The organism is Mesorhizobium sp. M0500 (genome assembly GCF_040321165.1).
In the GTDB taxonomy this organism is placed as follows: Bacteria; Pseudomonadota; Alphaproteobacteria; order Rhizobiales; family Rhizobiaceae; genus Mesorhizobium.
Window position 1 is genome coordinate 472,541 of record NZ_JAMYRB010000003.1, and the last position, 21,101, is coordinate 493,641.

At 60.7% G+C, this 21,101-nt stretch carries 18 protein-coding genes; 8 read left to right on the forward strand and 10 right to left on the reverse strand.

Translation table 11 applies throughout. The features are described 5' to 3' along the window. Positions 1-370: 370 nt before the first annotated feature. Positions 371-1,123, forward strand: coding sequence for a heme ABC transporter permease (locus NKI70_RS09425; protein ID WP_352571512.1), 753 nt, complete (start codon positions 371-373; stop codon positions 1,121-1,123). 235 nt (positions 1,124-1,358) lie between these two features. On the opposite strand, the gene NKI70_RS09430 is transcribed toward NKI70_RS09425, so the two are convergent. Then, a complete protein-coding gene (locus tag NKI70_RS09430; RefSeq protein WP_352724515.1) occupies positions 1,359-2,417 on the reverse strand; it encodes a D-TA family PLP-dependent enzyme in 1,059 nt (352 codons plus the stop codon). Between the two features lie 145 nt (positions 2,418-2,562). On the opposite strand from NKI70_RS09430, the gene NKI70_RS09435 reads away from it, so the two are divergent. Next, positions 2,563-3,249 carry a D-lyxose/D-mannose family sugar isomerase gene (locus tag NKI70_RS09435; RefSeq protein ID WP_352457149.1) on the forward strand — a complete coding sequence of 229 codons (687 nt, stop codon included), beginning with the start codon at positions 2,563-2,565 and terminating at the stop codon, positions 3,247-3,249. 269 nt (positions 3,250-3,518) lie between these two features. Here the strand turns inward: NKI70_RS09435 and NKI70_RS09440 are convergent, their stop codons facing one another. From NKI70_RS09440 to NKI70_RS09465, 6 genes are all read right to left on the reverse strand, one after another. After that, entirely contained in the window at positions 3,519-4,307 is a 789-nt protein-coding gene (locus NKI70_RS09440; protein ID WP_352724516.1) for an RDD family protein, read from the reverse strand. A 64-nt stretch (positions 4,308-4,371) separates the two neighbouring features. Further along, positions 4,372-5,403, reverse strand: coding sequence for a stage II sporulation protein M (locus NKI70_RS09445; protein ID WP_352724518.1), 1,032 nt, complete (start codon positions 5,401-5,403; stop codon positions 4,372-4,374). After that, on the reverse strand, positions 5,400-6,707 hold the full coding sequence (locus tag NKI70_RS09450) for a DUF58 domain-containing protein (protein WP_352724519.1): 1,308 nt from the start codon (positions 6,705-6,707) through the stop codon (positions 5,400-5,402). The genes NKI70_RS09445 and NKI70_RS09450 overlap by 4 nt, the downstream gene beginning before the upstream one ends. Beyond that, entirely contained in the window at positions 6,704-7,660 is a 957-nt protein-coding gene (locus NKI70_RS09455) for an AAA family ATPase (protein WP_292661489.1), read from the reverse strand. Before NKI70_RS09455 ends, NKI70_RS09450 begins: the two co-directional genes overlap by 4 nt. Then, a complete protein-coding gene (locus NKI70_RS09460) occupies positions 7,647-8,846 on the reverse strand; it encodes a DUF4350 domain-containing protein (RefSeq protein ID WP_352641681.1) in 1,200 nt (399 codons plus the stop codon). The genes NKI70_RS09455 and NKI70_RS09460 overlap by 14 nt, the downstream gene beginning before the upstream one ends. Further along, a complete protein-coding gene (locus tag NKI70_RS09465; RefSeq protein WP_352700290.1) occupies positions 8,843-9,475 on the reverse strand; it encodes a DUF4129 domain-containing protein in 633 nt (210 codons plus the stop codon). Before NKI70_RS09465 ends, NKI70_RS09460 begins: the two co-directional genes overlap by 4 nt. A 144-nt stretch (positions 9,476-9,619) precedes the next feature. Here NKI70_RS09465 and NKI70_RS09470 point away from each other — a divergent pair, with 144 nt between their 5' ends. Further along, positions 9,620-10,402: a hypothetical protein gene (locus NKI70_RS09470; protein ID WP_352516778.1), complete on the forward strand. Its 783-nt coding sequence runs from the start codon at positions 9,620-9,622 to the stop codon at positions 10,400-10,402. Positions 10,403-10,556: 154 nt separating this feature from the next. After that, positions 10,557-11,342: a hypothetical protein gene (locus NKI70_RS09475; protein ID WP_352724520.1), complete on the forward strand. Its 786-nt coding sequence runs from the start codon at positions 10,557-10,559 to the stop codon at positions 11,340-11,342. Between the two features lie 57 nt (positions 11,343-11,399). Here NKI70_RS09475 and NKI70_RS09480 read toward each other — a convergent pair whose 3' ends face one another. The 3 genes from NKI70_RS09480 to NKI70_RS09490 are packed head-to-tail and all read right to left on the reverse strand — an operon-like array spanning position 11,400 to position 14,136. Then, a complete protein-coding gene (locus NKI70_RS09480) occupies positions 11,400-12,179 on the reverse strand; it encodes an N-formylglutamate amidohydrolase (protein WP_352724521.1) in 780 nt (259 codons plus the stop codon). Beyond that, positions 12,179-13,492, reverse strand: coding sequence for a type I glutamate--ammonia ligase (locus NKI70_RS09485; RefSeq protein ID WP_352700287.1), 1,314 nt, complete (start codon positions 13,490-13,492; stop codon positions 12,179-12,181). Before NKI70_RS09485 ends, NKI70_RS09480 begins: the two co-directional genes overlap by 1 nt. Beyond that, the gene (locus NKI70_RS09490; protein WP_352700286.1) at positions 13,489-14,136 is read right to left on the reverse strand and encodes a cysteine hydrolase family protein; all 648 of its coding nucleotides are present in this window, start codon (positions 14,134-14,136) and stop codon (positions 13,489-13,491) included. The genes NKI70_RS09485 and NKI70_RS09490 overlap by 4 nt, the downstream gene beginning before the upstream one ends. A gap of 150 nt (positions 14,137-14,286) precedes the next feature. Here NKI70_RS09490 and NKI70_RS09495 point away from each other — a divergent pair, with 150 nt between their 5' ends. The 4 genes from NKI70_RS09495 (at position 14,287) to NKI70_RS09510 (ending at position 20,578) form a co-directional block, all read left to right on the forward strand. After that, the gene (locus tag NKI70_RS09495) at positions 14,287-15,009 is read left to right on the forward strand and encodes a LuxR family transcriptional regulator (protein ID WP_352590463.1); all 723 of its coding nucleotides are present in this window, start codon (positions 14,287-14,289) and stop codon (positions 15,007-15,009) included. Positions 15,010-15,092: 83 nt separating this feature from the next. Next, on the forward strand, positions 15,093-15,773 hold the full coding sequence (locus NKI70_RS09500) for an acyl-homoserine-lactone synthase (RefSeq protein WP_352700285.1): 681 nt from the start codon (positions 15,093-15,095) through the stop codon (positions 15,771-15,773). A gap of 278 nt (positions 15,774-16,051) precedes the next feature. Continuing rightward, a complete protein-coding gene (locus NKI70_RS09505) occupies positions 16,052-19,276 on the forward strand; it encodes a hypothetical protein (protein WP_352474980.1) in 3,225 nt (1,074 codons plus the stop codon). Then, positions 19,277-20,578 (forward strand): patatin-like phospholipase family protein, encoded by a 1,302-nt coding sequence (locus tag NKI70_RS09510; RefSeq protein WP_352474979.1) that lies wholly within the window; start codon positions 19,277-19,279, stop codon positions 20,576-20,578. It abuts the gene before it with no gap. The last annotated feature ends 523 nt before the right edge of the window (positions 20,579-21,101 follow it).

Consider the following 21,101-nt stretch of genomic DNA (forward strand, 5'->3'; position numbering starts at 1 on the left):
CGGCCTAAAATCGGCGGATCGGCCGGTCATGCCGTTCGATGCCATGCCAAGCCGTCGAAAACTGCTTTCCCGGCTTTCAAAAAAGCCCCATTAACTCACCAACCAGGATTTCGCTTCCCCGTGCAAAGGTCTCCTTGCGGGAGAAGGTGGCCTCGCGAAGCGAGGTCGGATGAGGGGTGCTCCAGCTTGGCGCAAATCTTCATCCAAATCCAGACTTCGGCGCACGGCGATCATTGGCGCCTCACTCCGTCCAGCACCCCTCATCCGGCTCGACGCTACGCGCCGATCCACCTTCTCCCGCAAGGGGAGAAGGGAAGACGTACCGCCGCTGCGGTTGCCGCAACTCCGCCGGCGGTCTATGTAAAGCCGCATGAGCGATACGACTTCACGCCTCTCCGGCTGGATGGACCTTGCCAACCCGACGCGGTTCGTCGCGCTGGTCGACAAGGTGGTGCCGTGGTTGGCGAGCGTGGCCGCCATCGTCCTCGGCGTGGGTCTCTATATGAGCTTCACGGCGCCTGAGGACTTCCAGCAAGGCATCACCGTTCGCATCATGTATATCCACGTGCCTTTCGCCTGGCTCGCCATGATGTGCTACACGCTGATGGCGGTCTCGGCACTGGGCACGCTGGTCTGGCGCCATCCGCTGGCTGACGTGGCGCTAAAATCGGCGGGACCCATCGGCGCCGTCTTCACCGCCCTTGCACTGATCACCGGTTCGATCTGGGGCAAGCCGATGTGGGGCACCTGGTGGGTGTGGGACGCGCGGCTGACCTCGGTCTTCATCCTGTTCCTGATGTATCTCGGCATCATCGCGCTGACCCGCGCGCTCGACGATGCCGGGCGCGCCGCCTGGGCCGCCGCAATCATCACTTTGGTCGGCTTCATCAACATTCCGATCATCAAATTCTCGGTCGACTGGTGGAATACGCTGCACCAGCCGGCGTCGGTGTTCCGTCTTGGCGGCCCGACCATCGACCCAAGTCTTTTGTGGCCGCTGCTGGTGATGGCGGTTGGTTTTACCGTGCTGTTCTTTGCGCTGCATCTGATGGCGATGCGCACCGAGATCTGGCGCCGCCGCGTCATTTCGATGCGCCGGGTTGCCGCGAGACAGGCTAGCTGATCTTCGTCGAGTTCCTTCGCGCCCCCCTCTGGCCTGCCGGCCATCTCCCCCTCCAGGGGGGAGATTGAATGTCACGTATCGTTTCGCCAATCGCGAATGTTGAAAGAGAGGCGCTACCGGCGAAGCTACCGATCTCCCCCCTTTGAGGGGGAGATGGCCGGCAGGCCAGAGGGGGGCGCTGTCCCATAAGCGTTTGAAGGATTTTGTACCTGAAGCGCACGCGCTCCAGCTGGACTCACCCCATCCGCCCGCGTGCTGCCACCGGCAGCGTTTCCAGCACCTTGTCGCCTTCGATCAGATGCACCTCGTCGAACAGGTTGGTGACGACGCAGCAATGGTCGGGCACGACGCGCACGCGCTCGCCGATGCGAAGCTCGGCGCCGCCTGACAGCGTGACGTTGCCGTGCTCTTCGCTGAGGCTGGTCACCCTTGCGCCTGAAATGCCCAGCAGCTCGCCGAAATCGGCGAGCCCCAGCGTATCGCTGGACAGGGCCTTGCTGCCGGCGTCGAGGATGGCGCGTATCGGCGTTGGGTGGCTGACCACCGTCGACAGCACCGTCAGTGCGCAATCGTCGAGGCTGCCGACGCCTTTGGCGACCTGGTAGCGGTCGAGATAGATGTAGGTGCCGGGCCGGTATTCGGTAACGACGCTGTGCTCGCCGGAACGCCACATATCGGGTGTGCCGCCGCTGGAGATGCGCTCGCAAGCAAGGCCGGCTGCGGCAAGTGCTTGCTGCGCATCGGCGAGCCACGCCTCGGTCTCGGTGGCGCGGCCCGCCCCCGGGTAGGTCATCAAGCCGCCGAAGACGAGCCCCCGGACCTTGTCGATCTCGCTCGCCAGCGCGACTGCCTCGCCGGCCGACTGCACACCGCAGCGGCCCATGCCGGTGTCGCATTCGACCAGCACCGGCAGGCGGTGGCCGGGATCGGTAAAGGTGGCGGCAAGTCCCATCAGCGTGTCCATGCTGTCCGTTGTCACCGACAGGGTTACGCGGCCGTGCAGCGCCTTGAGGCGCTCCAGCTTGGCCCGCCCGAGGATATTGTAGGGCAGAAAGATGTCGGTCAGTCCGGCGTCGGCCATGACCTCGGCCTCGCCGATCTTCTGGCAGGTGATGCCGACGGCGCCGGCCGCGATCTGCTTCTTTGCCCAGTAGGGCAGTTTGTGGGTCTTGATGTGCGGCCTGAGCTTCAGCCCGTGCCGGTCGGCATGGGCCTGCGCCCGCGCGATATTGGCTTCGGCGCGGCCGGCATCGATCAGGATCGCCGGCGTATCGAGGTCGTCTATGCTGCGCATGGTCTCACCATCGGAAAATTGGTTGACCTTATGGCCCTGATCGGACCGCATGTCATGGGGCCAGCGACAGCAGTTTGCATCGACACCGGATGGGCGTTCGGCTATGCGGTTAGCGCTTGGAACGCGACGGGAAGGAACCACGACCATGAAACGCTCCGCCATCAACGACATCATCCGCGACGCCGACGCCTTCATCCGCTCTTTCGGCTACATCATGCCGCCCTTCGCCTACTGGACCCCCGAAGAGATGAAGGCGCGTCGGCAGGATTCGTCGGCAATCTTCTCCTCCCGGCTCGGCTGGGACATCACCGACTACGGCCAGGAGAAATTCGACGAGCTCGGCCTGTTCCTGTTCACCGTCCGCAACGGCCGCTACGAGGACATGAAGAAGGGCATGGGCATGCTCTATGCCGAAAAGATCATGATCTCGCGCAAGGACCAGTTGTCGCCGATGCATCGCCACAACATCAAGGCCGAGGACATCATCAACCGCGGCGGCGGCAAACTGGTGCTGGAGCTGTTCATGCATGATCGCGATGGCGGCATCGATCCGAAGGCCGAAGTATCGGTGCCTGTCGACGGAACCATCCACAGACTACCTGCGGGTGGGCTCCTGAAGCTCGACCCAGGCCAGAGCGTCACTTTGCTGCCGGGTGTCTGGCATGCCTTCTGGGCCGAGGGCAAGGACGTGCTGATCGGCGAGGTTTCGACCGTCAACGACGATCTCACCGACAATGTCTTTCGCGAACCAATCGGCCGCTTCGCGGACATCGACGAGGACACAGCACCGCTGCACCTGCTGGTGTCCGATTATGAGAAGTGGGTGGGGTAGGGCAGGGTGGCATTTGAACCGGCCTCATGAGAGGGGCTCATCAGGTTCGTCGGCGCCGCCCCTCATTGCCCTGCCGGGCATTTCTCCCCGTATAGTGACGGGGAGAAAGACGCTATCGCAGATGGTTTCGCAAACTGGCAGCGTTGCGGAATAGTGGTCGACATTGCGTCTATCTCCCTTCTCCCCGTCACTATACGGGGAGAAGGTGCCGGCAGGCGGATGAGGGGCAGCACCGATGCTTGTCGCTAGCTGCACCTGTTCGGCAACTGCTACCGCGCATGCTTGTCGGCTCTGCGGTTGCCCAGCAGCAGCTTGCGTTCGAGATGCGCCCGTAGCTCGCCGTAGTAAGCCGTCAGGAACGGGCGCGGGTCATGGGCTTGGGGTGCTGCGCCGATCTTGCGTGCGATCGTTTCGGCAACCGTCCGCAGGGCGAAATAGTCGTCGCGGCGCAGCACCTCCTCCAGCTTGTGGAGTTCGGCAATCCCGTAGGCATCGAGCTGGGCGTGGCTGAACCGGAAGGCGCCGGCCGCCGGATCCTGCCGTGCCGACAGGTCTTCAAGCAAGGCGCGCTTCGGCGCCTCGACCACCCAGGTCCCCGCCAACAGGTCGCCGATCCGCATGCGGTCTCGATTGAACAGCGGGAACAAGGCAAACAGCAGCGCCCACACCAGTCCGAACACCGTCGTCAGCGTGTCGGCGAGGTCGGTCCCGCTGCGTCCAACGATGATCGACAGCGGCAGGAACACCTCGATCTCGCGCATCAGGTTGCGGGCGATGACCTGGTCGATCGACAGGCCGTCTCCGCTGCGCGACGCGACCCGGATGCCGACGATCCGCTTGCCGGGCGTAGCCGCGCGCCGGCCCGCTTCGAAAACGATGAAGTAGGCGTTGCGCAGAAAGAAGATCAGGATGATCCAGACGACGAAGAGCGGCTGAAATCCCTCGCTGCCAAGGCCTCCCACCCCGAACAGCGCGACGATCGTGATCACGATTGCAGCCACGGCGATGAACACGATGTCGAGCAGGAAGGCGGAGGCCCGCGTGCCGGCGTCGGCCAACTTTATCCGGAGATCGACGCCTTCGGGCGTGATCAGCGGCCGTATAGCCGCGAATGCGGCGCGTTTAGCGATCGCCATGCCGCACCGCCCGGAACAGGTAGAAATAACCGATCCACAGCACCAGCATGCCACCGCCAATGCCGTAGCGCGTGACGTCGCTGGTGATGGTCTGCCTGCCAATACCCTCGAGCAGCCCGGCAAACAGCAGCATGACCGAGACCCCGACCATGGCGTTCGCGGCGATGCGTCCGGCGCGAGCCGCTGCCGCCATGCGTGTCAATTCGCCGGGAGAGGCGATGCTGGTGCCGATGCGCATGCCCGCCGCGCCGGCCAAAGAGATCGCGAACAATTCGGTGGTGCCGTGGATGGCCAGCCAGCCGCCGAGCTCCATGCCAAGCCCCTTGGACCAGTAGACTTGGAACAACGCCCCGATCATGCAGCCGTTGTACAGCATCAGCAGCACCGTCGGCACCGCGAAGGCGAAGCCAAGGGCGAAGGCCAGGATTGCGACCTGGACGTTGTGCGTGAACAGATAGGCGGCAAAGCCTGAGAGAAAGCCATTGTCGCCATCATAAAGCATGCCTCGCAGCAGCTCGGCCGAGGTGTCGGGGCCGCGGCCTCCTGCCAGGCCGGGCGGGATGATCGCGTCGAACCAGCTCTTGTCGGATGCCACCAGCCAGGCGCCTGCACCAATGCCGATCACCATCAGCGCGACCGACGCCAATGTCTCGCGCCACAGGTCGCGAATGGCTTCGGGCCAGTCATGCAGGAAGAAATCGGCGAGGCGCTGCCGCAGCCCGCGGCGTGCGCCATAGAGATAGAAATAACCGCGCAGCGACAGTGCTTCGAGATAGGCGACCAGCGCGTTGTCGAGCGAGGTCGCCCGTGCCACGGAAAGGGAAGACAGCGCCGATCGATAGAGCAGCGGCAGCGACAGCAGCTCCTCTTCGGAAAGCGTCCGCGGCGCACGCTTCTCGACACGCGCCAGCAGCGCCTCGAATGCCTTCCAGTCGGCCTCGCGCTCGCGGCGGAAGCTGGCCAGCGACTGGCGTACCGCGTCGCCGCGCATCGCATTGCCGCGTACCGGCGCCGTCACAGCAAATCCTCCTGCTTGAACTGCAGATAGCGCTCGACCAGCGCCGGACCGAGCCGGTTGTGGTCGGCTTCGATCACATGCGCCCCGAGCAGGCGCAGCCGGCCGATGACGACCTGCCTTTCGCGCAAGAGCCCTCCGGCAACGACCGCGCGGGCAACATCCTCGCCGGAGCGTGGCGGCAGGTCGGCCAGGCCCTCCAGTTCGGTGTCCTTCATCATCATGAACAGCACGAGATGTCGTTCGGTGAGCCGGCCCACGGTGCGCAGCATCAATTCCGCACTGATCGAATCGACGAAATCGGTGAAGATGATGACCAGCGAGCGGCGGTCGAGCCGCGCCGCCAGCGTCGTCAATGCCAGTGTGAAATTGGTCTCCTCGCTGGAGTAGTCGATCTCGGCGGCCCGTTTCTGGATCATCGCAAAGCTGGCGGGGCCGCGCACCGCGCCGCTCGAAACGCGCGGCCTTGCATCGAAGCCGAACAAGCTGACCATGTCACCGCCCTTCAGCGCGATGAATGCCGACAGCAGGGCGGCCGTCACCGCCCGGTCCACCTTCGGCACACCGTCAACCGGTTCGCACATCAGGCGTCCGCTGTCGATGGCCAGCACGATGTTGTTGTTCTCCTCGATGCGGAACTCGCGCGCCAACAGCTTGCCGTGGCGGGCGCTGCGCTTCCAGTCGATCATCCGCCGGCCCATGCCCGGCTGGTAATCCTTGAGCGCGTCGAACTCGCGGCCTTGACCGGCGCGGCGCTGCGCATGGCCTTCGGCAAGCGCCGCATGTTGCAGCAGCGTGATCGCCTCGCCGCGAGCGCTGCTGACGTCGGGCAGCACCGCAACCTTGCTTTCCACCGGCAGGACGACCTGGTTCCAGACCAGCCCGAATGGCCCGCGCCAGCGCACCCAGAGACGGTCGAAGCTGGCGACGCCGCGCCGCAGCGCCTGGAAGCGGAGGAAGAGCGACCCGCCTCCGGCGGTTGGCAGCAAGGCGCCGCCGCTGCTGTCCACCGGCGCCAGACGCCCATCGTGGCCGACGCGAGCCTCCGCGGCGCGCGGCCCCGAGTGACGGGCGGTGATTTGCACGCCGAATTCCCCACCAACACCGACCTGCTGCGGCGCATCGATGCTGGCACTCAGCGATGCCCGTCCGCGTCCGGCCGCGGCATCCACCGCCAGGAAGGCAAGCAGCAGGCAACTCCACAGCAATCCCAGATACCAGAACGACGGCAATGCCAGCGCGACCAGGAAGGCCGGGACCGCGCCGGCCGCAGCTGCCCATACCGCTCGGCCGCTGGGATAGATCAACGTGGTGCTTCCGTCTGGTCGACCAGGTCGGAGACGATCTGCTCGACCAGCCGGCCATCGATCTGTGCCGCAGGCGAAAGGATGACGCGATGACGCAGCGCCGGCACCGCCAGCGCCTTGACGTCGTCGGGGATCACATAGGCGCGTCCGTCCAGCGCCGCCCGGGCACGCGCCGCCCGCGCCAGCATGGCGCCGGCGCGCGGACTGGCGCCGACTTCCAGATCGGCATTTTCACGCGTAGCCCGTACCAGCGCCGCTATATAGCCGACGACATCGTCGACAAGGGTGACGGAGCCGACCGTAGCGAGTGCCTCCTGCAGCGTCTCGCGGTCCGTCTGCGCCTCGATGCCATATTGCGCGATGTCGTGCGAGGCGGAGCCGCCGCCGTGATGGACGATGATGGCTCGTTCTTCCTCCGGGCCGGGATAGCTGACGCGGTGCTTGAACAGGAAGCGGTCGAGCTGCGCCTCCGGCAGCGGATAGACGCCCTGGTGCTCGATCGGATTCTGGGTCGCGACGACCATGAAATTGCGGCCGAGCGAATGCGTGGTGCCGTCGAAGGTGACCGCATGTTCCTGCATCGCCTCGAGCAGTGCGGCCTGCGTCTTGGGCGGCGTGCGGTTGATTTCGTCGGCAAGCAGGAGATCGCAGAAGATCGGGCCGCGCGTCAGCGTGAACTGCCCGGTCTGGAAGTTGTAGATGTTCGACCCGACGATATCGCCGGGCATCAGGTCCGGCGTGAACTGGATCCGCCCGTAGGCGATCCCAAGCGCCTGGGCGAAGCAGCGCGCCGTCATTGTCTTGGCCGTGCCCGGAGGACCTTCCAGCAGGATATGCCCGCCCGCAAACAAGGCGGTCAGCATCAGGTCGACCGTATCGTGCTGCCCGGTGATCGCCTTGGCCACTTCTTCCCTGATCCGTGTCGCCAGGGCCTTCACATCATCGACGTTCACCGAGCCTCCTTGCCGTCCAGTCATGCAGCCGTTCTGCTGCCTGTTGCATCTGCGTCAGATTCTTCGCCTCGCCGGCCGCTTGCGAGCGCGTCGTGAAGCCGCCAGCTTGCTCCTTATCGCGAGAGTCGAGCCAGTGGTCGAGCGCTTTGCCTTGCAACCCTTGCGGTGCCCCGAGCAGCGCGCCGGCGCGCACCCGCATCAAGGCCGCATAGCGGCCTCCCAGCTCGTCCAGCCGGCCGGCACGCCGCATGAGCATCGCCGTCGTATCGACCAGCGCACGCTTGCCGAAGGCGATCGCGCGCTGGTCGATACGCGGCGGGCCGAACCGGCCAAGGCCATGCAGGAACGCCAGCGCCGCAGCGATCAGGATCGTCAGTGTCAGCGCCAGGAACGGCGGCTCGACCAGAAGCTTGGCCAGATCATACTTCCGCCCCGCGCCGTGCAGCGTCAGATCGAACATCACCGGGCCGTCGTCGGGCTGGAGCAAGGCAATCAGCCCGAGCGCGGCTGCTGCCTTTTCGGGATCCTTGAGGGCGGCGTTGTTGATCAGGTCGGGGTCAGTCAGGATATAGAACGGCTTGTCGTCCAGTTCGGTAAGCACAGCCTTGTCATTGCCGGCTGCGATGAGAGGGTACTTGTCGGCCACCCACTGCAATTCTTCGGGTGCGGCAACCATGTTGCCTTCGATGTCGAGTTGCTTTGCCGTGCTCTGGCCGGCACCGATCGTCGCATCGGCGATGCGGCCAAGCCATTCGTTCACCACCGAACCGGGCAATCGCCCGAATTTCATGTTCCAGCTTTCATGCCCCTGCAGCGGCAGGATCTGCCATTTGGGCAGCACGAAGAGCGTGTTCTGGTCCTGGCGAAGATTGAGGATGTGGTCGAGCGCCTCCGGATCGCTGTCGGGCGAGATGGTGACGATCAGCAGTATATCTCTGGCAAGATCGTCTTCGGTCCGCGCCATCAAGGGCGCTTCGCCGGTGAGCCGCAGCCATTCCGCCAGGCCGGCGTAGCCCACACCGCTTTTCGACAGCGGCGTGGCGCCGCCATTGCCGGGTTGCCGGAAATCGGGAGCATAGGTGGACAGCAGGAAGAAACCGGCTGCCGCAAGGAGGCTGGCGAAAATCCCCCAAAACAGTGTCTTTCGATTGAACGGCTCCTGTGCCTCGACCGCCGGTGCACTCACGTCCAGGCATCCCGGAAGGCGAAACGTTCATAGGCGCCGCGCGCCTGCCGCCAGCCTTCCGCGCCGACCGGCCGGCGCGCGAACAGCGCCGCCTCGACAATGCGGGCGATCTCGGTAAACGCATGGCGCGCCCTTCCCGGCAGGGGAGAGGCATTGGCGATGTCGCGCGCGGTGAGCGACGGGCGCAGGAAGTCCGGCAGCCGGCCGGCAATATCGGCGACGCTGCGCCGAAGCAAAAGGTGAACCGCCTCGTCATAGTCGCCGCGTGCGGCCAGCGCATCCGCTTGCGACAACAGGATCTGCGCGGCGCCGGCGTCGGGGCGCCAGGCTTCTTCGTCTTCGACTTCGGGTCGAGCGCGCTGCCACGGCAGCCGCCAGGCGATGCCTTTCACCTCAAGGAAGACCAAAAGCAGGATGATTGCGACGCCCGATATCACCGCCCCCCAGAACAGATAGATCATGTAGGGACCGAGCCACGACAAAAAATCCTGCAGCGGTTTCAGCCACTCGGGCGGCTTTGGTGGCACATAGGCCGGCAGGTCGAACTGGATCGACTCATCGGCGATCAGCTGCTTGTGCAGATTGGTCAGCCGTTCGGCTTCCGCTGTGCCTGGCTGTGCCAACGCCACCCGCTCCCCTGCAACCTGTGGTTCCCTGCCGACACTGACAATGCAGCGGAACAATTGCAAGTGGGCTGGACGCCCACCGTTAATCTTGGCAGAATTACTATTAGGGCGCCGTGATACTGTTACGGCGAAACACGGGGGGAAATCATGGCTTCAACGACACTGGAACGGCCTGAGAAATTCGAGATCGGCAGGGTGTTCAACAACAGCTTCGCCGTGATCGGCCGCAACATCGGCTTGTGCCTTGGGCTCGCGCTGCTGTTTTCAGGCTTGCCGGCGATTATTCTTCGGCTGTGGAGCCAACCGCAAATAGATGCGGTTCTGCAGGGCGACCCCGGCGCCGCGGCCGATCCCTCGATGATGTTTCGGAATTCATGGTTTACGATTATTGCGGGATTGCTATCCTTCGTTTTCGCGCTGCTGCTCCAGTCGGCGCTGGTGCGGGCGACGATCGAGGACTTGAACGGCAAGCGGCCGACCTTTGGCGACTGCATTCAGATAGCCATCCGCAATTTGCTGCCGACCCTCGGTATTGGCCTGCTCGTCGGCCTGGGTGCGGGCCTGGCGTCGATAGCTTTGCTGGTTCCCGGCATCATCTTATGGCTCGGATGGTGCGTGGCGGTGCCGGTTCTGATCCAGGAGCGGCTTGGCGTGTTCGGTTCGATGTCGCGTAGCCGTGTCCTGACCAAGGGCAACCGCTGGCCGCTATTTGGCCTCTTCTTGATCCTGATGGTCATCGCGATGGTCATCCAGTGGGTGATGCTGGCAGTCATCGTCATGTTTGGCGGGATCATTGCCGATGTGGCGGCAGCCTTGGTGTCGACCGTACTGTCGATGGTGCTGTCGGTCGCCACGGCGGTCAGCTATGTCGAGCTGCGTCAGGTCAAGGAAGGCACCAGCGTCGAAGAACTGTCGCAAATCTTCTCGTAGCAAAGTCGCGCGGCTGCACCACGTCGGGACCGGCCTGAACATCAGGCGGGCCCGGCGAGCCGCGACAGCCGTTCGCCATGCTGCCGCCGGCGGGTCAATGTCGGCCAACACCGGGTCGCAATGACGGACCGGTCAAAACAGGTAGAGGTATATCGTGGCGTCAATAACGCTGGACCAGCCCAACAAATTTCGCATCGGCAGGGTTTTCGGCGCCAGTTTTGCGGTCATCGGCCGCAACCCCATGCTTTGCCTCGTACTTGCATTGCTGTTTTCGGGTTTCTCGACCCTTGTTCATGAGCTTTGGATGCAGGTGCCGCAGGCCGGCGTCGCCCGAGGGGATCCTGATGCCGCCCTCGGCGGCCTCCGCATGATGTCTCGTGATTCTCTGATTACGTTCGGCGTCGTGTTGATGTCCTTTGTCCTGGATCTGTTGCTTCAGTCTGCGCTGGTCCGGGCGACTATCGAGGATCTGAACGGCAAGCAGCCATCCATTGCCGACTGCATCAAGATAGCGATCGGCTGTTTTCTGCCAACGCTCGGCGTCGGGCTGCTGGTCGTCCTGGGCGCAGGATTGGGCTTGATCCTGCTCGTCATTCCCGGAATCATATTGTGGCTCCGGTGGCTGGTAGCGGTGCCGGTTCTGGTACAGGAACGGGTCGGCGTGTCTGGCTCCATGGCGCGCAGCGGTGAACTTACCAAAGGCAGCCGCTGGGCACTGTTCGGCCTGTTCTTCGTTCTGATCGTGGCCTCGGTGGCCATTCAGTTGGCACTTGAAAGTGCTGTCGAACCGTTGGGCGGCATAGTGCGAGCTGTAGTGGCGACTTTGGTGTCGACGATATCGTCAATGGTGACGTCGATTGCCACCGCGGTCAGCTATGTCGAGCTGCGTCAGGTCAAGGAAGGCACCAGCGTCGAAGAACTGTCGCAAATCTTCTCCTGAGGACGGTGGCCAGGCCGACCGTAGGCTCTCGCTTTGCGCTCACTCGGCCGAGCTCTTTCACGACTCCTTAGTCAGCTGCGCCGGCAACGCCGCCGCCAGCCGCTTCGCCCATTGCTCGATGCCGGAGCGGCTCGCCAGCAGGTCCTGCCTGATCTCGATAAGGACCGCGGGAATGCCGCGATCGTCGCCATGGACCGGTATGGCGTAGTCGCCGTCGCGGCTGATCACGTAGGGCTCGTTTGCCGCGGCGTTGAGTGCACTGTCGGCGCGCAGGCCGGCAAGCACTGCCTGGCCGAAATCGACTGCCCGATCGTAAAGCACGCCGGCGTGCCAGGGCCGCGCAATGCCGAGGAAGACCGGCGTGAAGGAGTGGATCGTCGCGATCCGCGTCGCTCTGCCCTGCTTCGCCCGGCCATCGAGATGGGCGGCCACGCAGTCATGGAACGGCGCGAACATGACTTCGGCGCGCCGGCTTCGTTCCTCCGGATCGAGGCCGACATTGCCGGGGATGCCGGTGTCCTCCGATAGCACCGGAATGCTGCCGCTGGAACCAAGCGGCCGGTTGAGATCGATCAAAAGCCGCGAATAGGAGCTGAGGAAAGCCGGAGCATCGAGCAGCTTCGACAGAGCGCGGGTCACTTCGGCGGCGCCGATATCCCAGGCGATATGGCGCTGCAAATGGCTGCTGTCGAGATCGAGCCGCGCATACTCGGCCGGGATGTGATTTGACGCATGCTCGCATATCAGAACGATATCGGAACGCCCCGTTTCGTTGATTGCTTCGACCGCTGGAAGCCAACCTTCCGGTAGGATGGCGTTAGCAAGCGGCTCAGCCATCAATACAGCGTCCGGTAGAGATCGCAGACCGCCACTGGGTCGAGACCAGCGAGGCGCTCGGTCTCATGCCGCTTGAGGCCGACAAAGGTCTCGACGAACACCGGCGCGAACCATCCGGTGACGGTCTTGTCGGCAACGAGCGCGTCGAGTGCCGCAGGCAGCGTTTCCGGCAGCCGCACGAGGCCAAGCTTCTTGCGCTCGGAACCGCTCATCTGCGTCGGGTCGCCCGAGACAAGCGGCGGCGCCGGCAGCTTGGCCTTCAGCCCCTCCAGCCCGGCGCGCACGATCGCCGCCAGCGATAGATATGGATTGCCCGTGGCGTCGGCTGCCCGGTATTCGATGTTGTACTGCCGCGCCGGATCGCGCCCGCCGATCGTCACCGTCGGGCAGATGCGCAGGCTCGCCTCGCGGTCGCGATCGGCAAGCCAGGTGTAGGACGAGCTCCAGCTATGCGGCTTCAGCCGGTAGTAGGACGACACACTCGCCGCCGTCATGGCGGTGATCGCGGGCAGGTGGCGCAGCACGCCGGCACAGAAGGAAGCGGCCTGGCTGGAAAGGCCGCCAGGCTGGGCCGGGTCGTAGGTCGCCGGTTTGCCGGCCTCCTCGACGAAACTGAAATGGATGTGGACGCCGTTGCCGACGGCATCGGGCGCGGTTTTGGGCGCGAAGCTCGCCCGCCAGCCGGCACATCGCGCGACTTCGCGCGTGATCTCGCGGATGGCGACGGCGCGATCGGCCGCGGCGAGCGCATCGGCCGGCTCGCATGTCACCTCGAACTGGTCGGTGCCGAATTCGGCGATCACCACTTCGGGCGCGACGCCGGCTTCCGCCAGCGCCGCCATCAGATTGGCGGCGAACGGGTCGGCGCGGCGCAGTGCTGCCAACGACATCGAATGAGCCGGTGCGAACTCGGCCTCGATATGGAATTCATGCTCGAAGGCGGCGATGACGGAAAGCCCGGTTGCCGCCTTCAACTCCGCCAGGGCATCGCTCAGCATGGTCCGCGTGCAGCCAACCCACGGGCTGCCGTCGAGTTCGACGATGTTGCCGGCGACCATGTCGAAAGGCGTCGCCGATCCGGTCAGCGCCGTTCGAAACCGCCCGTTGAGATCGGGAATGAGCCGCACATCGCCCGACGAGCCCCAGGGATTGGGATCGACGATCGAGTTGAACGGCGTCAGCGACAGGTTGGCCTGCAGCCAGCCGACGCCCGTCGCCGCGATCTTCTGCAGCCTGCTTTCGACGACCGAGCGGCCGCGCGTGATCGCCGACAGGTCGGTGGTGACGACGGCAACGAGCGGTTCGACGGTCATGCAGCTTTTCCCAAGGCTTCGAAACGGCCCGTAACGGTGGCGGTATCAGTGACCCAGCAATAGCCACCGAAGGCTTTTAGCGCGCCGTCATGACGCTCCTGTGAGGCGGCGGCGCAAGCATCGGATACGCAGGTGACGAGATAGCCGCGATCGGCGGCATCGCGCACCGCCATGTCGACGCACTGGTCGGTCATGATGCCGGCGACGACCAGGTAACGCACGCCGAGGTTTTTCAGGACATAATCGATGTTGGTCGAGTTGAAGACACCCGACGATGTCTTCGGCAGCATGATCTCGTCGCCGACCGGCGCCAGCGACGGCACCGGCAGCCCCTCCGGCCGGCTCGGCGCGATATGAATCGGCGTCAGCTTGTGGTCGAGCGAGCGGTCGCGGCCGTCCTCGGTCAGGCTCTGGATGATGGTATGGATCACCTCGACGCCGTTGGCCCGCGCCGCCGCCAGCAGGCGCTCCTGGTTGGGGATCGTTTGCGACGCCGTCTGCCGGTAGAAATAGTGGTCGGAACCACGCTCCGGATGCGCCGGATCAGCACCCGGCTCCAGCCAGACCCGTTGCATGTCGACCAGCAGCAGCGCGGTTTCGCCGGCCCGGAACGGCTCGTTTCGTTTCGGCAATGCTGGCGTCATGCTTGGGGTCCTGCTTCGCGGATTAAAGTCTGGCTGATTTAGCTGATTTTGGTCCACGCGTCCTGCGTGGCCGGCGCGCTTATTGGGATATTCGAAGTCGCTAATTTAAGGTAAGCTTTGTTTTCGGCGTGGAGACGGGGGGTCTCTGTCATGATCGATTCAGATGTGTTCGACTTTGTCGAACGCTGCAGGAAACATACAGCTACCGGGCCGCTGCTGGGCGACCTTCTCGAGACCGTGCGAAATCTCGGCTTCGAGCACCTTATCCTGAGCGGGGTGCCGCTCGGTGGCCAGAAGCTTGCACCCATGGTTGAGCTGAATGGCTGGCCGGCCGGCTGGTTCGAACGCTATGTCGAGGCCGAGCATGCCGCCGTCGACGGCGTTTGCATTTACTCGGCAAAGACCCTGAAGCCGTTCCTTTGGTCGGAAGTCCCGGCAAAGTGGTCAGATACGGAGGGCTCACGACGCGTCGCCGGCGAGGCGACGGAGTTCGGCATCTGTAGCGGCTTCGCTGTGCCGATGCTCAGCGTTCATCACTGGCAATCCGTGCTTTCGTTTGCGTCGTCCGCGAAGTCCTGCACCCTGTCGCCGCGCCATCAGGTGCAACTGGTGACCATGGCGGTCTATGCGGGCATGTCGATCCAGGCCTTGGCCAATGACGATGACGACCATGAAGGCGTGCTGACCGACCGCGAAAAAGAAGTGCTCTTGTGGGCCGCGGCCGGCAAGACCTCGTCGGAAACCTCGCAGATCCTTGGCCTTACCGAGCGCACGGTCAAATGGCACTCGACGCGGGCCCGCGAGGCTTTTGGCGTCGCCACGACCACGCAAGCGGTCGTCGAGGCAGTGCGCCGGCGTCTGATCCATCCCTAATCGCGTCAACTGTCCCATCGGACAGGTGACGTATATTAGCGCGACTGCGAGTATCCCGGCGAGAACGATCGGGGGATCGCGCCATGATAACGGCCCACGTAGTCAATGCCCATAACAAGCATCTCTACGAAAACGAATTCGACGAGTTTCTGCGCCGGCGGCACGACTTCTTCGTGCACCAGAAACATTGGCGCCCTCCGAGCCCGGATGGTCGCGAACTGGATCAATTCGATACCGACGCGGCGACATACCTGCTGGGCATTGAAGACGATCGCGTAGTGACTTCGGCTCGATTGATCCCAACGAGCGAGCCGCACATGGTCTCGGAGGTTTTTTCTCACATGTGTGAAAAATCGGGCGTCCCAAGACGTCCCGATTGGGCCGAATGGACCCGCACATTCGTCGTTCCCGACAAACGCACTGCCGGACTGAGGGGCACGCTGACGCAGCTGTGCTGCGCGGTGATGGAATACGCTCTCGACGAGGGCCTCAGCGCCGTCGGCGGCATCCAGGAAACCTACTTCATGCCCCACCATGGCGCGCTCAAATGGCGGGCCGAACCGATGGGCATGGCCAGGGAAGAGAACGGCGAGTGGTACATCGTCGCGTACATCGAAGTGAACGAGGCGGCGCTGGCGAGTGTCCGGAAGATACTTAGGATTGGGCATTCGTTGCTGGTGAGGCGCGGAATACAGACGCAATTTGTTGAAAATACGAAATACAAGACGGTCGTATTTGACATGGGTATTCCGGTTTTGGCATAGTAACTCATCAAAGCACGCGTCATTATGTCTTCAGCAGTCACCAAAATTGGAGTGGTGTCGTCGCTTATCTGGCCTCATCACCAGATTATTTTCGAAAGAAATTCTATGTAGGCCGATACGGTGTCTTGGCGAAATCACTTGACTCAGGCAGTTTCATTTAAAGGAAAGTTAAACGGGTGGCGAGTTACATCAACGGAGCTTACTTGACTCGCATCAAAAGGCGATACGCTTGAAAAGCGGTTGCATGTAGAAGACGTGTCTCACGAAGGATGAAGTTAATGCCCACAGATGTGCCTCAGAGTGTATTAACAAAATACGCAGTGGTTCGTGCACCGAAGGCCATGCCTGTGGAAGCAGAACGGTGGAATTTCGTCACTCGGCCAAGTGCGCGGACTGAGCTTTGGGATAGACTTTATTCTCTGATATCCAAAGACTCGCCCTCGTCCGATTTTGAAGAAGTATGTGCAAAATACGTGAACGAAAATCCCGTCGCGGGATCGGATGCGGAATTCCCCAAGGCATTCGACTCTGTCATTCAGGCAACTCAGGGGCTTCCAGGATCGGAACTCACGAATTCATACATATCTATACTCAGGGAGAGCCCTAGCATATTCGATAGCGAAGATAAGTTGAAGCTATTTATACTATGGCTTTGGGATCAGCTGACGGCAAGAATTGTTTCAAGACGTAAATACGGCTCAGCGGGGAAATTCATCCAAGCAATCGCCTATCTGCAAGCCAAGGCTTACGCCGATTCACTTGCCGAAGATGCGGTGCCGTGCGCCCTGTCAGTTCGACCTGAGGTTTTGATGCCGCAGGCACTTACAGAGTTTATAAGAGCGGCAAGACACGACCTACGACGCGAACAAGAGGAGTCAGCCTCGAAAATCTCAGATGCCGCAAACGACAAGGCGAGAAGTGAAGCAGCCAGCATACTATGCACGGCTGCTCTGCATAAGTTCTTTGAGGATGCGTTGGATGCGATGGATTTCGCGGAGATTAGGTCCGAAATTCGTACTGACCGGACGGCTGCCAAAGCTGATGCCGCCGAGAATGCCTCGGGTGGAGTAAGCAGGCAGCCGCTGAGACTCTCAGATTCCAGACTGAAGCAGCTCGCTCCTGAACTCGTTGATTTTGCGCGTGCTAAACTTGGAATAGAGATCGTCGATGTCGATCCTATCCATCTCAATCACTTATTGAGCCGCCGCTTGGCTGACACTGAGGCCAAACTCGTACAGGGCGCCACCTTGTCCGTCGCATGGCGTGCGTCAGAGTTCGTTCGCACTGCCGCAGCAGAGATCGCCACCGATGTGAGGAACCTACCGTCAGCGGTTGAACGACTTATTTTAACAATCGGCACCGACGCTACCTACACTTTACCAGACTTCAAGAATCCTAACCAGGTGAGGGTTGCCGGGTTATGTGATCTTAAAGTGGTAAGACAGCAGCTTCAAAAATACATTCTGGGTGAAGTCGCCTACATAGAGAACGTGCTTAAGGGTGAAGAGCGATCCCGCACACATCACCGACTAGATAGAACTGAGCAGCAGATTATAATTGAGATTGAAGAATCGTCATCGATTGAGCGCGATCTTCAAACAACAGATCGTTTCGAATTGACACAAGAATTAGACAATGTCCAGAAGGAGAATAGATCATCAGATATGGGAGTGAACGTGACTGCATCTTATGGTGCCGTTACTGTAGCTGCTCACGCCAACGCCACTAGTACACAATCGGCGGAGAACGCTGAGAAAGTCGCCAGATCCACGGTAAAGGAAAATATCGCGCGAGCGGTGGAGAAGGTGCAAAAGAGCACAAAACGGCAGCAAACTATAACCGTGACGACGGAAGTGACCGAGGACAATATTCACAGGTTCACGGCGACTAGCGACTCCGTTATTGGCGTGTATCGATATGTGGAAAAGCAATATTGGGCTCAGGTGTTTAACTATGGCGCACGTCTCATGCTTGAGTTTCTGGTGCCGGAGCCCGCCGCCAGCTATCTTTTCTATCAGGGGAAGAGCCCGCGGAGCGGTGACGCGCATCTAATTGCACCAGAGCAACCGAATTTCACCGCAGATCAGATCACCGAGTCGAACTATCTTAGCCTTTCCGCACGGTATAACGCCCAAGTAACTGCCCCTCCACCAGCGTTTATGACGGGGTATGCGATGGTCGATCACATGAAAAAAGACGACGCTGATCCGAGTATTGACATAGATACTAGTTACGAAGCGATATACGCTTCACCAGCAATGTACATGATATGGACTGATCCGCAGGCGCAGCTAGCAGTTATACTTGGCGGAAATTATTGGTATATGACTACGATAGCAAAAGATCCGATACACGGCTCAACGTACATGGTCCATCCTTTACGTGGAAAGGTGATGTTTCATGTGCAGCCGTTTAGAGCTATAAGCGCATGGATGGTTGGCATTACGTTGGTCACGAGGAGGACTCAGGAAGCATTCGGAAAGTGGAGACTTGATACCTATCGCGCAATATTGGAAGCTTACAATCTCGCCAAGGATGATTATGATAAGAAGCTGGCGGCATCGCGGTCTAACTCAAGAAACATAACCCTAAGATCCGATATCGAGTACCGCAACACTGAACAGCAGGAGTTAAAGAGGGGGGTTTTAGAGATACTGACGAATCAGCACTTCAACTCTATGGGCGCAGAAAATGTCAGTAAAGACGGTGAGCCGGTTCTCGACCCTGCGAAGGCACTCGCCGAAGGCCCGACTGTACAGTTCTTTGAGCAGGGCTTCGAGTGGCCGAACATGGTTTATACATTCTACCCATACTTTTGGGGGCGGCACGACACCTGGGAGGACCGGCTCTCGGTGTCAGATGCGGATCCGATTTTTTCAAGGTTTCTTTCTGCGGGTTACGCGCGCGTTGTCGTTCCTGTTCGACGTTATTTTGAGAACAATATCAAATATTATCTTGAGCACGGTGATATCTGGGAGGGCGATGACTGTCCAGTGCCGGGAGACGCGGACTATGTAGCCATAGTTGACGAGATCAAAAGCATTGAGGCAACCAGCAGCCCTGATCTACAGGACGGCGTCCCAGACGGCGATCCGTGGCGAATCGCGCTCCCGACTCCGCTGGTTTGCCTCGACGATCCGAAGGTCAAGCTGCCCAGCTGGGAGATAGTAGTTCCATCCACCACACCGTATGTTCCATCAGTCGAGACTTGCAACGGCATTCCCTACAATGCTGCTCAATGGCCAGATCATGTCTCCATAATGGCCGAGCTAAAAGCGCTTGGCTATGGAGTTCCGGCTGACGCAGATCCCGCCAAATACTTAGAAAGCGGCCCCGGCACACGTGTCGTGAAAGCGTTCCAGCGGAGGATGAATCAGCTTGGCATTGCAGATGCGCTGGGAGCTCCTCTGAAGCTAGATGGCATAGCGGGACCCTGCACGTGCCGCGCTTTGACCCTGGCAAACGAATGGCGGCGACTTAAGCAATGGCCGGGCCCTGTGTAAGTGGCTAAGCTCAAGAAGCCCACCGATGTAAACTTCCTCAGCTTTCAAGGGGGCGGGGGGCTGGGATTTGCATATTTGGGTGCCATTCAGGCCTTGGAAGACCTTGCCGTCTTGCCGTTCGGCCGCACGGGCAGTCAGCTGAAAGGTATTAGTGGCACATCAGCGGGTGCGATAACTGCGATGTTCTTGGCTCTCGGTTGCGGTTCGAAGGACCTTAAGGCTGTTTTTGACAACAATATCGACTTTGATTCCTTCTATGATCCTCCAGTGCTAGGCAAGGGGCGTGGTCTCCTACCTAATAACTACAGCGCAGAAGTGGAAATGCCCGGCAGCAAGGGTCAACTACGCGATGTAGCGAAGCTCATCCTTGAAAACAAACGACGGATAGAAAGTGGTAGCGACGACTTCCGGAAGATGCTGAGTTATTCTTGGCTTAGATCGCTTGACGTTCGAGTTTCTGGCGCCGCGCTGATCCTTGCGATGAATACCATCGGACAACTCGACGTTGTGAAGGAAATGCAGTCTATTCCATTTCTGAAGAAATTCTCTGCGCGATTTCCGGAGTATATGTATTCATTGATATATGACCGTGGTATTTTCGCTGGACTAGCCGTTCGGCATTATCTACGAAGGCAGTTTCGTAGTTTTGTGGCACGAATACCTGCATGGCAGCGGAATCCCAGGCTTAAAGATGCCTCAACAATGACTTTTTCTATGCTAAAGGATCTCACCGGCGTAAGTCTTGCCGTTTGCGCCACTAACATATCTCAAAAGAAGAGCATGGTTTTCTCCGCTTCGGGGACACCGGATTTTCCGGTGGTAGAGGCTGTGGGTATGTCCGCATGTTTTCCTGTAGTGTTTAAGCCTATATTTATAGACGCTCCGTGGAGCGACCCAGTGCTCGGTCCTCTGCGTGGTCTTTGGCTCGATGGAGGCCTGTTAAATAACATCCCGGTACACGCATTTGACAAGGAAGCAAGGCGTTCCGGACAGAGTGGGACTGCGACGCTACCTCCTGGAATGTTGGCACTACGATTGGTTGAGGGAGCGCCAAGATCCTTTGAAGCCTACGACGACCCGTCGCAAGACACTTTGCCGCTAATCGGGTTGCTCCGAGACATGTTCTCAACCTTGATGGTTCCTGGTAGGGAAGGCCAATTCCTTACCGTCGAAGAGCGCCAACAAAGCATTGATCTCTTCACGTTCGACCTCTCGCTCTTTGAGTTCGCGCCGACGCAATATAAGGCAAAGAATCCCGTCGATGTTGCACGACGCACTGTGCTGGACTATTTCCGGCGATAGTCACTAGCTCCGAGTCGGCGTAAACACCTATGCTCGCATGAACCTGTCAGCGATCGACAACAGCACGCGATCCGATTGCTGGAGAGGGATGAGTTCGCGCAGTAGACATGGATTAGGAGGGGCACCTTTCGTCGCTCGCATCGCTGACGATGAACCGCCACGACGGTCAAAAAAGTGCTCATCACACGACTTTGAGCTAAGACGCTTTGAAGGTCCATTATTGCGCTGAAGCAGCCGATGTTGATTATCGAAAAGTGGGCACACTCGTGTTTTTGCTTTGAGCGGAAAGCGCGAGCAATGAAACGAAATGTGGGGTGATGCACACTTTATTCTCTAACACCGACATCTTTATCTGGCCTCAGGTGGAACCATGCGAGAAACACAGGAACCGGCTAAAGGGAGGGCGTAGAGGTGCCTTTTGGAAACAGCCGACGAATCGTAAGCGCTATTTTCGCTGCACGTTGACGCGAGCGCTTTCGACGGATGGCCTTCGAATCGGGAACGGTATCTGGTCTGATCAGGC